The organism is Rouxiella sp. WC2420 (assembly GCF_041200025.1).
Taxonomy (GTDB): Bacteria; Pseudomonadota; Gammaproteobacteria; order Enterobacterales; family Enterobacteriaceae; genus Rouxiella.
In genome coordinates this window covers 4,612,076-4,627,817 of sequence record NZ_CP165628.1, presented here as the reverse complement: position 1 = coordinate 4,627,817, position 15,742 = coordinate 4,612,076, and the positions used below count along the sequence as shown (strand labels likewise).

Below are 15,742 nucleotides of genomic sequence, written 5' to 3'. Positions count from 1 at the left end.
ATTATTCTTGGAGGATGCTTTGATAAAGTCAGCGCTACTGGTTCTGGAAGACGGAACCCAATTCCACGGTCGGGCCATCGGGGCAGAGGGAACGGCAATAGGGGAAGTGGTCTTCAATACGTCGATGACCGGTTATCAAGAAATCATCACTGATCCTTCCTATTCCCGCCAGATCGTTACTCTTACTTATCCCCATATCGGCAATGTCGGCACTAACGCCGCTGATGAAGAATCCTCCGCAGTACACGCTCAAGGCCTGGTAATTCGCGACCTTCCTCTGATTGCCAGCAACTACCGTAATGAAGAAACCCTTTCTGACTACCTCAAACGTCACAACATTGTAGGCATCGCGGACATCGATACGCGTAAGCTGACTCGTTTGCTGAGTGAGAAGGGCGCGCAGAACGGTTGCATTATTGCGGGCGACGCGATTGATGCTGCATTGGCGTTGGAAAAAGCTAAAGCTTTCCCGGGCCTAAAAGGGATGGATCTGGCTAAAGAAGTCTCCACGCAAGAGTCTTATAGCTGGCAACAGGGTAGCTGGACTCTTGAAGGCGATTTGCCGGAAGCGAAGAAAGCTGAAGATTTACCCTTCCACGTTGTGGCTTACGATTACGGCGTGAAGCGCAACATTCTGCGCATGCTGGTTGACCGCGGCTGCCGCCTGACTGTTGTTCCGGCGCAAACGCCAGCGGAAGATGTGCTGAAACTCAATCCAGACGGCATCTTCCTGTCAAACGGACCGGGCGACCCTGAGCCGTGCGATTACGCCATCGAGGCTATCAAGACTTTCCTGACCACCGAAATTCCGGTGTTTGGTATCTGTCTGGGTCATCAGCTGCTGGCATTGGCAAGCGGCGCGAAAACCTCGAAAATGAAATTTGGCCATCATGGTGGCAACCATCCGGTTAAAAATATCGATAACAATACCGTGATGATTACTGCACAGAACCACGGTTTTGCGGTAGAAGAGGCGAGTCTGCCAGCCACGCTGCGCACCACGCATAAATCACTGTTCGACGGTACACTGCAAGGTTTGCATCGCACCGACAAGCCAGCGTTCAGCTTCCAGGGACACCCTGAAGCGAGCCCGGGTCCGCACGATGCAGCACCCTTGTTCGACCACTTTATCGAACTGATCGAAGCTTACCGTAACAGCGGCAAATAATTAACAGGAGCAGATAATGCCAAAACGTACAGACATAAAAAGCATTCTGATTCTGGGCGCGGGTCCGATTGTTATCGGACAGGCCTGCGAGTTTGACTACTCAGGTGCTCAGGCGTGTAAAGCGCTGCGCGAAGAAGGTTACCGCGTTATTCTGGTGAACTCTAACCCAGCTACCATCATGACTGACCCGGAAATGGCCGATGCAACCTACATCGAACCTATTCACTGGGAAGTTGTGCGTAAAATCATCGAGAAAGAGCGTCCAGACGCCGTGCTGCCTACCATGGGCGGCCAGACTGCGCTGAACTGTGCGCTGGAACTTGAGCGTCAGGGCGTGCTGGCAGAGTTTGGCGTGACCATGATTGGCGCGACTGCCGATGCTATCGACAAGGCAGAAGACCGTCGTCGCTTTGATATCGCGATGAAGAAAATCGGTTTGGGCACTGCTCGTTCAGGTATTGCTCACAACATGGAAGAAGCGCTGGTTATCGCGGCTGACGTTGGCTTCCCATGTATTATCCGTCCTTCCTTTACCATGGGCGGCACGGGCGGTGGCATCGCTTACAACCACGAAGAGTTCGAAGAGATTTGTACTCGTGGTCTGGACCTGTCACCCACCAAAGAGCTGCTGATTGACGAGTCGCTGATTGGCTGGAAAGAGTATGAGATGGAAGTGGTTCGCGATAAGAACGACAACTGTATCATCGTCTGCTCTATCGAAAACTTTGACGCAATGGGCATCCACACGGGTGACTCAATCACCGTGGCGCCTGCGCAGACGCTGACTGACAAAGAATATCAAATCATGCGTAACGCCTCATTGGCGGTACTGCGTGAAATCGGCGTTGAAACCGGTGGCTCAAACGTGCAGTTCTCGGTTAACCCGAAAGATGGCCGTCTGATTGTTATCGAAATGAACCCGCGCGTGTCGCGTTCTTCCGCTCTGGCCTCTAAAGCTACCGGCTTCCCGATTGCTAAAGTCGCGGCCAAGCTGGCGGTGGGTTACACCCTCGACGAGCTGATGAACGACATTACCGGTGGCAAAACTCCGGCCTCGTTTGAACCGTCTATCGACTACGTTGTGACTAAAATTCCTCGCTTTAACTTCGAGAAATTTGCCGGTGCCAACGACCGTCTGACTACACAGATGAAATCTGTCGGCGAAGTGATGGCAATTGGCCGTACTTTCCAGGAGTCGATGCAAAAAGCACTGCGCGGTCTGGAAGTGGGCGCCAGCGGTTTTGACCCCATTGTGAACCTGGAAGATCCAGAATCGTTGACCAAAATTCGTCATGAGCTGAAAGATGCCGGTTCTGACCGTATCTGGTACATCGCTGACGCTTTCCGCGCCGGTATGTCTCTGGACGCTATCTTCAACCTGACCAACGTTGACCGCTGGTTCCTGGTGCAGATTGAAGAGCTGGTTCAGCTGGAAGGCCAAGTGGCACAAGGCGGCATTAACGCACTGGATTACGGTTTCCTTCGCGTCCTCAAGCGTAAAGGCTTTGCCGACCTGCGTCTGGCCAAGCTTGCTGGCGTGGCTGAAAGCGAAATTCGCAAGCTGCGTCACAGCCTTAATCTGCACCCGGTTTATAAACGTGTTGATACCTGTGCGGCTGAATTCTCCACCGATACTGCTTACATGTACTCCACTTATGAAGAAGAGTGCGAGTCCAACCCAACCAATACCAAACCAAAAATCATGGTTTTGGGTGGCGGTCCAAACCGTATTGGTCAAGGTATCGAGTTCGATTACTGCTGCGTTCACGCCTCATTGGCGCTGCGCGAAGACGGCTTCGAAACCATTATGGTCAACTGTAACCCTGAAACGGTTTCTACCGATTACGATACTTCCGACCGCTTGTACTTTGAGTCAGTGACTTTGGAAGACGTGCTGGAGATCGTGCGCATCGAGAAGCCAAAAGGCGTAATCGTACAGTACGGCGGCCAGACTCCGCTGAAACTGGCTCGTGAGCTGGAAGCCTGTGGCGTGCCGATTATCGGTACTAGCCCAGACGCCATCGACCGTGCAGAAGACCGCGAACGTTTCCAGCAGGCGGTTATCCGTCTCGGCCTGAAACAACCGGCCAACGCCACAGTGGCAACCATTGAGCAGGCAGTTGAAAAAGCGGCGGGTATTGGTTATCCGCTGGTCGTTCGTCCATCTTATGTTCTGGGTGGTCGTGCAATGGAAATCGTTTATGACGAAATTGACATGCGTCGCTACTTCCAGAATGCAGTCAGCGTTTCCAACGATGCGCCAGTGTTGCTCGACCGCTTCCTTGATGATGCGGTTGAAGTTGACGTTGACGTAATTTGCGACGGTGAGCGCGTGCTGATTGGCGGTATTATGGAGCACATCGAGCAGGCGGGCGTTCACTCCGGTGACTCTGCGTGTTCATTGCCAGCTTATACCCTGAGCAAAGAAATTCAGGACGTTATGCGTCAACAGGCAGAAAAACTGGCCTTCGAGCTGTCAGTTCGCGGTCTGATGAACGTGCAGTTTGCGGTCAAAGACAACGAAGTTTACCTGATTGAAGTTAACCCACGCGCCGCGCGTACCGTACCGTTTGTCTCTAAAGCGACTGGCGTACCGTTGGCAAAAGTGGCGGCGCGCGTGATGGCGGGCCAAACGCTGGCTCAGCAGGGGATTACCGAAGAAGTTATTCCGCCGTACTACTCCGTGAAAGAAGTTGTGCTGCCGTTTAACAAATTCCCGGGTGTTGACCCAATCCTCGGCCCTGAAATGCGTTCTACCGGTGAAGTCATGGGCGTAGGTCGCACCTTCGCCGAAGCCTTTGCCAAAGCTCAGTTGGGAAGCCTGTCTACGGTTAAGAAAACTGGACGTGCGCTGCTGTCTGTTCGCGATGGTGATAAAGCTCGCGTAGTGACTTTGGCCGGCAAGCTGCTGGAACACGGTTACGAGATTGATGCGACTCAGGGCACTGCCGAAGTATTGACCGCCGCGGGCATTACCGTGCGTCAGGTTAACAAGGTGCATGAAGGCCGTCCGCACATTCAGGATCGTATCAAAAACGGCGAATATGCCTATATCGTGAATACCACTGCTGGACGTCAGGCGATTGAAGATTCCAAGCTTATCCGCCGCAGCGCGCTGCAATATAAAGTGCATTACGACACCACCATGAACGGCGGCTATGCCACCACCATGGCGCTGTCTTCCGACCCGACTGAGCAGGTTATTTCCGTCCAGGAAATGCACGCCAAAATTAAAGCCTAATCCACTGATTAGATTTAATTGCTGAAGAAATTGAGGGCGCCGCATTGTGCAGCGCCCTTTTTTTTACTTTTTTTAATTAATTTAACTTAATCAATAGCAGGCATGTTTTTCCTCTGGTCCAAAGTTGCGTATGCTGTTCAAAATACGATTTTAATGGACCTTTTATGATCCTGATTATTTATGCTCACCCTTATCCTCGGCATTCTCATGCCAATAAGCGTTTACTTCAGGAAATAAAGGATCTTCCTGACGTAAAAATCAGATCTCTCTACGATCTTTATCCTGACTTCACCATTGACATTAAAGCCGAACAAAAAGCAGTAGAAGAAGCTGATTTGATAATTTTCCAACATCCAATGCAGTGGTACGGCTTACCTCCGTTGGTCAAACTGTGGATCGACAAGGTGTTGGAGCACGGCTGGGCCTATGGTCACGGCGGGGATGCACTTAACGGCAAAGGCTGTATGTGGGCGGTGACTACCGGCGGTAACGAACAGCATTTTCAACTGGGTCATCACCCTGATTTCTCTGCTCTGGCGCAGCCACTTGAGGCTACTGCGTTGTACTGCGGCATGAAATGGCAGCCCTATTTTGCCTTGCATAACACATTTACCTGCGACGAGGTGGCGATTAGTGCCGCCGCATTAGCTTATCGTCAGCGGCTTATCGACTGGCAAACAGCACATCCGGCAGCGGTTGCCGTTCAGCCTCAGGCAATGGAAGGAGAAACCAATGGATAATCACGGCATGATGATTGAGGGGCTTATCTACCTTGGATCAGCCGCGCTGTTTGTCCCGATTGCCGTGCGTTTCGGTTTAGGCTCCGTGCTGGGTTATCTGATTGCCGGATGCATCATCGGCCCGTGGGGCTTAAAACTGGTCTCTGATGTCGAATCGATACTGACCTTCGCCGAAATTGGCGTAGTGCTGATGTTATTCATTATTGGCCTTGAGCTAGATCCCAAAAGGCTCTGGACCCTGCGTGCCTCGGTATTTGGTGGCGGTAGTATCCAGATAGTGGGCTGTGGACTGGTGCTCAGCGCGTTTTGCGCCGCGTTAGGCCTCGACTGGAAAATTGCCATTCTGATTGGCCTGACGCTGGCGCTGTCCTCAACCGCCATTGCCATGCAGGCGATGAGTGAGCGCAGTCTGACGCCTACGCCGATTGGTCGCAGCGCCTTTGCCGTGCTGCTGTTCCAGGATATCGCGGCTATCCCGCTGGTGGCGATGATCCCACTGCTGGCCAGCACCGGCGAATCAACCACCATGCTGGCATTTGGTATTTCGGCGGCAAAAGTGGTTGGCGCGCTGGCGATCGTGATTCTGCTGGGTCGCTACGTGGCTCGCCCGGTGCTGCATTTTGTTGCCCGTTCCAACATGCGTGAAGTGTTCAGTGCCGTGGCGTTGTTCCTGGTATTTGGCTTCGGTCTGCTTCTGGAAATGGCGGGACTGTCGATGGCGATGGGAGCATTCCTGGCTGGGGTAATGCTTGCCAGCTCTGAATATCGTCACGCACTCGAAAGCGATATTCAGCCTTTCAAAGGTTTGCTGCTCGGGCTGTTCTTTATTGGCGTCGGTATGTCTATCGACTTTGGAACGCTGATTCATCATCCGCTGCTGATCGCCGGTTTGCTGGTTGGTTTTATGGCTTTAAAAGCCGCTCTGCTGTGGATCATTGCGCCAATGCTGAGTGTGCCAAAGCGCCAGCGCGGAATGTTTGCCATTTTACTGGGTCAGGGCAGTGAGTTCGCGTTTGTTATCTTCAGTGCGGCCCAGCTGGCAGGGGTACTTCCAGCCGATTGGGCTAAAGCGCTGACGCTGGCAGTTGCGCTATCTATGGCGGTAACGCCGATATTACTGGTGATTGCCAGCCGGTTGGAGCGAAATGCGCCGAAGGACGATCGTCCGCAGGATATCATCGACGACGAGCACGCGAGCGTAATTATTGCCGGCTTTGGACGTTTCGGGCAAATCGCCGGTCGTTTGCTGCTGGCTAACAATGTGCACACGGTGGTTTTGGACAACGATCCTGATCACATCGAGACTCTGCGTAAATTCGGCACCAAGGTGTTTTACGGTGATGCAACGCGCGTGGACCTGCTCGAGTCTGCCGGTGCAGCTCAGGCCAAGGTGTTAATCAACGCTATCGATGATGTTGCGGCTAACCTTGAACTGACCCGTTTGGCGAAAGAGAATTTCCCGAATCTTAAAATCATTGCCCGTGCTCGTGACGTTGACCACTGGTATCAGCTTCGTCAGCTTGGCGTTGAAGCGCCAGAGCGTGAACTGTTTGAAGGTTCTTTGCGTGCAGGACGGGAAACACTGGAGCTATTGGGGTTGGATCCTTATGAAGCGCGAGAAAAAGCCGAACAGTTCAAATTCTTCAACCTGAAGATGCTGGAAGCGACTCTGGCGAACTATGAGGATACCGAATTCCGCCTTGCTGGTCTGGCCCGTGCTCGCGATATGTTGACCGCAGCAATCGAGGAAGATCAGCAACGTTTGGGGGAACAGCAGCAAAGTTGGCGCGGAAGTATTGATGGTAAAGCGCCTGAACACGACGTGATTGAGGCGAAGGAGGGGTAAGTTTCCCCTGGCCTGATGCTAAAAAGCGCATTCAATGAATGCGCTTTTTTTATCTGAGGTGTAAATCGACAATCAGCTCAGAGCTACTTTAATACCCAACGCGATAAGCACGCCGCCGAGCATTTTATCAATCAGCTTTTGCGCCTTGGCCAGACCGCGACGCACCGGACCGCTTTGGATAAGCACCACCAACAGCGGCCACCAGATCACGGAAAGTCCGACGATAATTGAGGCATACCACAGCTTGTCGCCCAGGCTTGAGTTGATCTGTAAAACCTGAGTAAACATTGCCAGGAAAAATAGCGTGGCTTTAGGGTTCAGCAGGTTGCACAGGTAACCCTGCACAAATGCTTTACCCAGTTTGACTTGCTGTGGCGCAACATTGTCCAGATTCATCTTGCTATTGGTACGCGAAAACAGCGCCTGAATGCCGACCCAAATCAGATAAGCTGCGCCCACGTATTTCAGTAAATCAAACAGCCATGGCGTTTTGGTGATCACCACCGCCAGCCCTGCCACGCAATACGACATATGAGTTATCACGCCACAAACCACGCCGAGCGAGGTCATCAGCGCTGCGGGGCGTGGATAGCGCGCGGCATTCTTAATCACCAGAAAGAAATCCGGACCAGGGGAGATCATCCCCAACGCGGCGATGGTCGCGACAAACAAAGAGGTTTCGAGCATTTCACTGACCGTTATCAAGGAGCGAGAAAAATTATGGCGGCATCATACGCCAATCGCTGATTTTTAACAGGGGCAGAATATGGGGACCTTTCCCGTTTGTATACATTCTCACCCACGATGTATGGAACAGTTTACATGGTTGGTTAACTTTACGGCTGTGTTAGCACGATGCGCTGCCTGAATTAGAAGGTTTGACGCTTTACACCCCCTTAAAGCTAACCAGTTAGTGTATTGTTCTGCCGAAGTCAGCCTGTGCTAAGAGGTCTCTTATATCTTCAGCAAGGCACATTATCCCTATCGACGGGCGATTAGCCTTTCCGTATAGTGTGGCTCTTTTCTGCCCCGACATAGAATTTGTTCCTGGTCTGCTGTATGTCGTCTGCTGGCGGAACCACGAATCTATTCTTATTAGCACTTCACCAAAGGTTTCACGATGATTATCAGCCTGATCGCTGCAATGGCAGCGGATCGCGTTATCGGTATGGAAAACGCTATGCCCTGGCATTTACCGGGTGACCTGGCTTGGTTCAAGCGTAACACGCTGAACAAACCGGTTATTATGGGGCGCAAGACTTTCGAGTCGATTGGCCGACCATTACCTGGTCGTCTAAATATCGTTATCAGCAGCCAGCCTGGAAGCCTGGATGGCGTAACCTGGGTAAGCTCTGTCGATGAAGCTTTATCTGCAGCGGGTAATGCAGAAGAAGTGATGATTATGGGAGGGGGGAAAGTCTACACCCAGTTCCTCAAGCGCGCCAACCGCCTGTATCTGACACACATTGATGCTGAAGTTGAAGGGGACACGCATTTCCCTGACTACGAACCTGACGAGTGGGAAAGCGTATTTAGCGAGTTCCATGACGCAGATGAAGCGAACACTCACGGCTATTGTTTTGAAATTCTGGATCGCCGCGGCGAGTAATTTCGCCCGCATAGAATTCAATGTAACCAGAATTGAATGTAACCAGAATTGAAAGCAACAAAGGCACCCAATGGGTGCCTTTTGCTTTTTCAGCCAACTGTCACACAACAGCCAGAGCTTTAAAAATCAAGAAGCCTGTTTGTCTTTGCGACGAAAGGCGGGCTGGGTGAAATAGGTTTGATCTTCCCAGCGCAGCAGGGTCATTACCCCGCCCCAGCAGCATCCAGTATCCAAACCATAAATGCCTTCAGGCGTACCTTTGCCCTCTAACGATGCCCAATGGCCAAAGATAATGCTATAGCCTTCTTCCATGACTTTGCCTGGCAGCGCGAACCAGGGTTTGAGCGGGCGCGGCGCATCTTCCGGAGCATCTTTGCAGATCATATCCAGCTCGCCGTTGGGGAAACAATAGCGCATACGGGTTAGCGCATTGGTGCTAAAGCGCAGGCGAGAAAGGCCGCTGAGGTCTTCCGACCAGTTGTTTGGCATATCGCCGTACATCGCATCCAGGAACAGCGGATAACTGTCGCTGCCGAGAATTGCTTCAACTTCACGAGCGCAAATTTTTGCCGTCTCGATATTCCATTGCGGGGTAATACCCGCATGTCCCATCACCAGCTTTAACTCATCATCAATCTGTAATACCGGTTGGCGGCGCAGCCAGTTAATCAGCTCGTCGGCATCCTCGGCTTCCAGCAGCGGAGTCAGTTTGTCTTTTGGCTTATTTGGCGTGATGCCGGCAAAGATGGCCAGCAGATGCAGATCATGGTTGCCCAATACCATACGAACGGAATCGCCCAGACTGCTGACATATCGCAGGACTCCAAGAGAATCTGGGCCGCGAGAAACCAGATCGCCGGTCAGCCACAAAGTATCCTGCTGTGGGTTAAAAGCTACCTGTGCGAGAAGGGCTTTAAGCTCATCCAGACAGCCATGAATATCACCCACTAAGTATGTCGACATTTTACCTTCTTACTTGAAACTCAATTAATCAGGGTAGGGAGTGCAAGGCGAAATACGGGGATAGCGACGCGGAAGGGGTTACCGTCTTGATCGATCATTTCGTAATGGCCTTCCATAGTGCCCATGGGTGTTTCAAGGATAGCGCCGCTGGTGTAATGGAATTCGCCAGCGGGAGTAATCAGCGGTTGTTCGCCAATAACGCCCTCTCCCTGAACCTCTGTCTTATGGCCGTTACTGTTGGTTATCAGCCAGTAACGGCGCAAAAGCTGTACGTTATGACGCCCGAGATTGCGGATAGTAATGGTATAGGCGAAAACATATCGCTGTTCTTCCGGTATCGACTGAGATTCTATGTAGATACTTTGTACCTGAATACTGACTCGCGGGGCATTAAGCATAACGTGACTCCAGCTGAGGTTTACTGTTCGTTGTTTTTACGTACTGAAAGCCAGTTAGCCAGCTTGCAATAACTTTCAACGGAAATATTCTCGGCACGCATTGATAGATCCAGACCCAGTTCAGTCATCTGCTCTGGAGTGAACAAATGCCCCAGACTGTTGCGGATGGTTTTGCGGCGCTGGTTAAAAGCGTCGGTGGTCAAGCGCGCCAGAATACGAATATCAGACACAGGATAAGGAATTTCTGCATGCGGCGTCAAACGCACTACGGCTGAATCCACTTTAGGGGCCGGTGTAAAGGATTCCGGTGGTACTTCGAGCACTGGAATGATGTTGCAGTAATACTGCGCCATCACGCTCAAACGCCCGTAAGCCTTGCTGTTCGGTCCAGCCACCAGACGATTCACTACTTCTTTCTGCAACATGAAATGCATGTCACTAATCGAGGTGGTGTAGGTGAAGAGATGGAACATCAACGGCGTCGAGATGTTGTACGGCAGGTTGCCGAACACGCGCAGCGGCTGGCCCAGCTCTTCTGACAGTTCGCCAAAGTTAACGGTCATCGCATCGGCCTGAATGACACGCAGCTTGTTGGCCAGCTTGGGATTAACCTCAAGTCGGGCCGCCAAATCACGGTCAAGCTCAATTACCGTCATGCTATCCAGACGTGCCGCGACCGGCTCGGTCAACGCCGCCAGACCGGGACCGATTTCAACTACGGCCTGGCCGGGCAGGGGATGGATCGCCGAAACGATGCTATCGATGACAAACTGATCTTTTAAAAAGTTTTGTCCAAAGCGTTTACGGGCAAAGTGGCCTTGGTGGACTCGATTATTCATTGCTGTTTTTTACACTACTGTTGTTGTCGGTGCTGACATGAGTCGTCATTGCAGACAGATTGATGTCATTACTGACAGAGGCCATGTTAATGGCAAGATTTAATGCGGTAATAAAGCTGCCAACGTCGGCTTTGCCGGTTGCAGCAAGATCCAGTGCGGTGCCGTGATCTACCGAGGTGCGAATAAACGGCAGCCCCAGAGTAATATTCACTGCCCGACCAAATCCCTGATATTTTAACACCGGAAGGCCCTGATCGTGATACATGGCCAGCACGGCATCAGCGTGTTGCAGATATTTTGGCTGGAAAAGCGTATCTGCCGGCAATGGGCCAATCAGGTTGATGCCTTTTTCACGCAGCGAGTTGAGCGCAGGCGTGATGGTATCGATTTCTTCACGACCCATGTGCCCGCCTTCGCCCGCATGAGGGTTCAAGCCGCAGACGTAAATCTGTGGAGACGCGATGCCAAATTTTGTTTTCAGGTCGTTATCAAGAATGGTGATCACTTCATGCAGGCTCTGCTGAGTGATGGCGTCCGATACGTCCTTTAATGGCAGGTGCGTGGTCGCCAGCGCAACGCGGAGCTCTTCCGTCGCCAGCATCATTACTACTCGGTCGCACAGGCTGCGATCGGCGAAGAATTCGGTATGACCGATAAACGGAATGCCGGCGTCATTGATGATACTTTTCTGAACCGGACCGGTAATCAGCGCAGCAAACTCACCGTTTAGCGCGCCGTCACAGGCGCGAGCCAGGGTTTCAACCACATACGGGCCGTTGGCAACGTTAAGCTCACCCGCGACAGCAGTTTCAGCCAGTGGCACGGGAAGAACGGTCAGCGTGCCAGCCGCCTGAGGTTTGGCAAAACCTGGGCGATAATCCAGTAAACGAACGGGCAGACCTAACGCCTTGGCTCGGGAAAGCAGCAAAGACGGGCACGCACAAACGACAAGCTCAACGGGCCAGTCCCGTTGAGCCAGTGCAAGAACCAGATCAGGCCCAACCCCGGCAGGTTCGCCGGGGGTAATGACCACTGATTGAGTCACGTGGGTATTATTGTCCATTGCCATCCAGAATTTTTACGTACGACTGAGCACGCTGTTCCTGCATCCAGGACTGGGCTTCTTCTGCAAATTTACGGTTAAACAGCAGACGATAAGCTTTGTCTTTCATCGCCGCATTGGTCCCATCAACCTGACGAGTATCAATCAGTTGAATCAAGTGCCAGCCGTATGAAGAGTGAACAGGCGCACTGATTTCGCCTTTTTTCAGCTTAAGCAGCGCATCACGGAATGCCGGATCGTACATGTCTGGTGAAGACCAGCCCAAGTCACCGCCGTTAACCGCAGAACCAGGGTCCTGAGAAAGCTGTTTCGCTTCATCGGCAAAGTTGGCACGGCCGCTTCTGATGGCTGCTGCCACTTGTTGAAGTTTAGCCTGAGCCTGTGCATCCGTCATAACTACAGACGTTTTCAGCAGGATGTGGCGAGCGTGAACTTCGGTCACAGAGACTTTTTGATCGGCCTGACGCATGTCATTGACTTTCAGAATGTGGAAACCAACACCCGAACGGATAGGGCCAACTACCTGACCTTTCTTGGCGTTAACCAAAGCCTGGGCAAACAGTGAAGGCAGACCTTGCAGCTTGCCCCAGCCCATGTTGCCGCCGTCAAGGGCGTGCGGATCGGCAGAGTAAGTCATCGCCATTTTCGCAAAATCAGCGCCGTGGTTCAGGTCACTAACAAGTTTCTTGGCCAGTATTTCGGTTTGATCAACCTGATCCTGAGTTGGATTTTGCGGTAACGGCAGCAAGATATTGCTCAGATTATATTCTGCTTCGTTATCAGTCTGTGCGGCCATTTGTTTAGCCAGCGCATCAACTTCCTGAGGCAGAATTGTCACGCGACGACGAACTTCACCATTGCGCACTTCAGAAATCAAAATTTCTTTGCGGATCTGGGTACGATAAGTGTTGTAGTCAAGACCTTCGTAAGCCAGACGGCTGCGCAGTTGATCAACGGTCAGATTGTTTTGCTGCGCAATCCCGGCAATAGCTTTGGTCACGTCATCGTCAGTCAGTGTAATGCCCATTTTGGTGGCCATTTGCAGCTGAATGTTATCCATAATCAGACGATCGAGGATCTGGCGACGCAGTGTCGCTTCATCTGGCAGCTGTTGCTTGGATTCTTTAGCCTGCTGCTTAACGGACTGCAGCATGTCATTGACTTCGCTTTCCAGAACCACCCCGTTATCCACAACGGCGGCAACTTTATCAACCTCTTGCGGTGCTGCGAACGCGGTGTTAGCACAAAGCACCACGCCGAGGAGAAGTGTTCTCCAGTTCTTCATACTTTTTCCATTTATTTTCTCCGCAAATGCGGATTCAAGTTTCAAGTTTACTGAATTCAACATGCCGTTGAGCATCAGAATGCGCGCTGATAAGGCAGTATGCCGCCTTTTAACATTTCAGCAGTTCCGAGGTTTTGATTAGTACCAAGGCCGCGAAGTTCAATGTTAAATCCAATACTTTTGTCGTATATGCTCTTTTCGCTGGTTGAATCCCAGTTGATAATCTTGCGCTCGTAGCCAAAGTTGACGGCCCAGCAGCAGGTGCTGTATTGGAGACCCAGCAGCTGATCGGCGGCCTGCTTGGCTTTGGTGTCATAATAATAGGCACCGACCACGGCCCAACGGTCAGCGATAGGCCAGCTTGCAATAACCCCGGCCTGAGAAATGCCTTGCTGATATCCTGCGTCAGTCAGGTTAGGCAGTGTTGCCTCGATATATTCCGAGCTGGCATAACGGTAGCTGAACTGGACCATTCTATCTGCGTCAGCACGATATTCCAGTACCGCATCGCCCAAGGCTACAGAATCAAGACGTGCGTCATACTGAATGCCACCGCGTACAGCCCAGGCATCATTGATTTTGTAGTAGGTGTCACCGGCCCAGACAACGCTCCCGGTTTTGCTACTGTTGTACAGCGCGTCATTGCTGCCTGTGCGTGGCGGGGTGAAGTAGTAAATCTGCCCCGCAGACACGTTAAAGCGCTCGACTGAGTTCGCGTCATAGATACGGGTAGTTACGCCGGATGCAACCTGGTTGGCAGAGGCGATACGGTCAAGCCCACTGTAGCTTTGATCGCGGAACAGGCCAGTATAGTCGGTCTGCAGCAGCGTTGAGTCGTACTGTTGAATATCATTCTGATTGCGATACGGAATATACAAGTATTGCAAACGCGGTTCTAAAGTCTGCGTGTAGTCAGAGTTCCAGTCCATGGTGCGGTCAAACACCATTTTTGCGTCACTCTTGAATTCCGGCATAACGCGGTTAACCGAACTCTTAAGCGGAGTCGTCGGGTTATCTCGATAATAATCCCCCGGAATACTCTGCTGGTAATGGGTCGCCATTACCTTGACTTCGTTATCCCAGCTTCCCCAGCGGTTGCTTAACGGCAGATCAATCTCAGGCGCGACATGCCAGCGGGTTGCCGAAGGGTATTCAGGGTTAACGTTGTCAAATCTGACAATTTGGCCATAAGTGTGGAAATTGAATGGGCCAAGATCGTTTTTGTAGTAGTTCATGTCTAACTGCGGCAGGGCGCGGTAGACATTATTGGTTGTAGCTTCAGAGAATATCTGGAACTGCTTGGTTGACAGCGTCGCGTCCCAATTCTGATCGGCGTAACCTACGCTGAATTTTTGCGCAGCATAGCCGTCGGTCGTCGAACCATACTTAGAGTCAAAATCGTTGAAATAGTAAGTATCACTGACCTTGGTATAGTCAACGTTGAGGCGCCAGTGTTGATCGTAAACGCCGTTGTGGTTCCAGTAGAACATCCAACGTTTTGTTCTGTCTAAATCTGGATGCTCGTCGTTGGAACCTTTATCGTTGTTCAGGAAGTCAAATTCCATCACACCGGCACCCAAAGCAGTCAGGTAACGGAATTCGTTCTGTAACTGGAGACCACGTTTACTCATGTAGTGCGGAGTAATGGTAGCATCGTAATTTGGTGCGATGTTCCAATAATACGGCAGCGCGAAATCAACACCGTTCTTGGTGCTGTATTTCAAATTCGGGATCAGGAAGCCTGAGCGGCGCGTGTTGCCGATTGGCAACTGCATATAAGGGCTATAGAACACCGGAACCGGACCGATATGGAAACGGGCATTCCAGATTTCTGCCAGCTCTTCCTGGCGGTCTTCGATGATCGTAGTCCCCACGACGCTCCAGCTGTTATCGCCCGGCAGACAGGAGGTAAAAGTACCGTTATTCAGAATGGTATAGCGGTTCTTGTCGCGCTGCTTCATCAGGTCAGCCGTACCACGGCCCTGACGGCCCACCATCTGATAATCGCCTTTCTGCATGTCGGTGTCTTTGGTATTCAGGTTAGAGAAGGCTTTAGGGCCTTTGAGCTTAATCTGATTATCAAAATACAGTACATCGCCCGTTGCGGTAGCCGTTCTCAGTGGCGTAGGGTCTTTGGGGTTCGTCACTTGATTGAGTTGAACCTGGTCAGCGGTTAACGTGCTGTTACCTTGCTCGACGTTAACGTTGCCGGTATATACGGCATCGTTAGGATAGGTTCCCTGGGCATGATCTGCCTGAATTTTCACTGGAAGCTGATTGGTGTCCCCTGTGACTAAAGGTTTGTCATAGGTCGGCACGCCGAGCATGCATTGTTCAGCGAGATCGGCCAGTGCGCCCTGGCTATAAAGTGCTGTCCAAATCATTGTGGCCAGCAGGGTGGGGAAGCTTTTTTTCATACGTAAAATGTGTGTTCCGTCATCAGAGGCGTCATTCCGGCAAACGGTCAGAGACTATCTTACTCATCATCGTTGCGCTAGTGATAAATCCACAGGGTTACGCTGTAGCCGTTAGGCACAACGGTAAATGCCGGTTATGATAAAGCAAATCTTACGCGACGGCATTGTGAATT

Annotated in this window: 12 protein-coding genes; 5 read left to right on the top strand and 7 right to left on the bottom strand. The window is 51.6% G+C overall.

Going from position 1 to position 15,742, the window contains the following annotated elements; all coding sequences use genetic code 11:
• Positions 1 to 19 precede the first annotated feature (19 nt).
• The 4 genes from carA to kefC all read left to right on the top strand — a co-directional run bounded on the left by carA (position 20) and on the right by kefC (position 6,995).
• Positions 20 to 1,168 carry a glutamine-hydrolyzing carbamoyl-phosphate synthase small subunit gene (gene carA / locus AB3G37_RS21320; protein ID WP_009634732.1) on the top strand — a complete coding sequence of 383 codons (1,149 nt, stop codon included), beginning with the start codon at positions 20 to 22 and terminating at the stop codon, positions 1,166 to 1,168.
• Between the two features lie 16 nt (positions 1,169 to 1,184).
• The gene (gene carB, locus AB3G37_RS21315) at positions 1,185 to 4,409 is read left to right on the top strand and encodes a carbamoyl-phosphate synthase large subunit (RefSeq protein WP_009634731.1); all 3,225 of its coding nucleotides are present in this window, start codon (positions 1,185 to 1,187) and stop codon (positions 4,407 to 4,409) included.
• A 164-nt stretch (positions 4,410 to 4,573) separates the two neighbouring features.
• The gene (gene kefF, locus AB3G37_RS21310) at positions 4,574 to 5,149 is read left to right on the top strand and encodes a glutathione-regulated potassium-efflux system oxidoreductase KefF (RefSeq protein ID WP_369789016.1); all 576 of its coding nucleotides are present in this window, start codon (positions 4,574 to 4,576) and stop codon (positions 5,147 to 5,149) included.
• The gene (kefC, locus tag AB3G37_RS21305) at positions 5,142 to 6,995 is read left to right on the top strand and encodes a glutathione-regulated potassium-efflux system protein KefC (protein WP_369789015.1); all 1,854 of its coding nucleotides are present in this window, start codon (positions 5,142 to 5,144) and stop codon (positions 6,993 to 6,995) included. Before kefF ends, kefC begins: the two co-directional genes overlap by 8 nt.
• A gap of 72 nt (positions 6,996 to 7,067) precedes the next feature.
• Here kefC and AB3G37_RS21300 read toward each other — a convergent pair whose 3' ends face one another.
• Positions 7,068 to 7,682 (bottom strand): LysE family translocator, encoded by a 615-nt coding sequence (locus AB3G37_RS21300; RefSeq protein ID WP_369789014.1) that lies wholly within the window; start codon positions 7,680 to 7,682, stop codon positions 7,068 to 7,070.
• Positions 7,683 to 8,115: 433 nt separating this feature from the next.
• On the opposite strand from AB3G37_RS21300, the gene folA reads away from it, so the two are divergent.
• Positions 8,116 to 8,604 (top strand): type 3 dihydrofolate reductase, encoded by a 489-nt coding sequence (folA, locus tag AB3G37_RS21295; protein WP_009634727.1) that lies wholly within the window; start codon positions 8,116 to 8,118, stop codon positions 8,602 to 8,604.
• 126 nt (positions 8,605 to 8,730) lie between these two features.
• On the opposite strand, the gene apaH is transcribed toward folA, so the two are convergent.
• From apaH to lptD, 6 genes are all read right to left on the bottom strand, one after another.
• Positions 8,731 to 9,567: a bis(5'-nucleosyl)-tetraphosphatase (symmetrical) ApaH gene (gene apaH, locus AB3G37_RS21290; protein WP_009634726.1), complete on the bottom strand. Its 837-nt coding sequence runs from the start codon at positions 9,565 to 9,567 to the stop codon at positions 8,731 to 8,733.
• Between the two features lie 20 nt (positions 9,568 to 9,587).
• A complete protein-coding gene (apaG, locus tag AB3G37_RS21285) occupies positions 9,588 to 9,965 on the bottom strand; it encodes a Co2+/Mg2+ efflux protein ApaG (protein ID WP_009634725.1) in 378 nt (125 codons plus the stop codon).
• A 20-nt stretch (positions 9,966 to 9,985) separates the two neighbouring features.
• Positions 9,986 to 10,804, bottom strand: coding sequence for a 16S rRNA (adenine(1518)-N(6)/adenine(1519)-N(6))-dimethyltransferase RsmA (gene rsmA / locus AB3G37_RS21280; RefSeq protein ID WP_009634724.1), 819 nt, complete (start codon positions 10,802 to 10,804; stop codon positions 9,986 to 9,988).
• The gene (gene pdxA, locus AB3G37_RS21275; protein ID WP_009634723.1) at positions 10,797 to 11,867 is read right to left on the bottom strand and encodes a 4-hydroxythreonine-4-phosphate dehydrogenase PdxA; all 1,071 of its coding nucleotides are present in this window, start codon (positions 11,865 to 11,867) and stop codon (positions 10,797 to 10,799) included. Before pdxA ends, rsmA begins: the two co-directional genes overlap by 8 nt.
• Positions 11,857 to 13,152, bottom strand: coding sequence for a peptidylprolyl isomerase SurA (gene surA, locus AB3G37_RS21270; RefSeq protein WP_009634722.1), 1,296 nt, complete (start codon positions 13,150 to 13,152; stop codon positions 11,857 to 11,859). Before surA ends, pdxA begins: the two co-directional genes overlap by 11 nt.
• A 74-nt stretch (positions 13,153 to 13,226) precedes the next feature.
• Positions 13,227 to 15,569 carry an LPS assembly protein LptD gene (gene lptD / locus AB3G37_RS21265; RefSeq protein WP_009634721.1) on the bottom strand — a complete coding sequence of 781 codons (2,343 nt, stop codon included), beginning with the start codon at positions 15,567 to 15,569 and terminating at the stop codon, positions 13,227 to 13,229.
• Positions 15,570 to 15,742 lie beyond the last annotated feature (173 nt).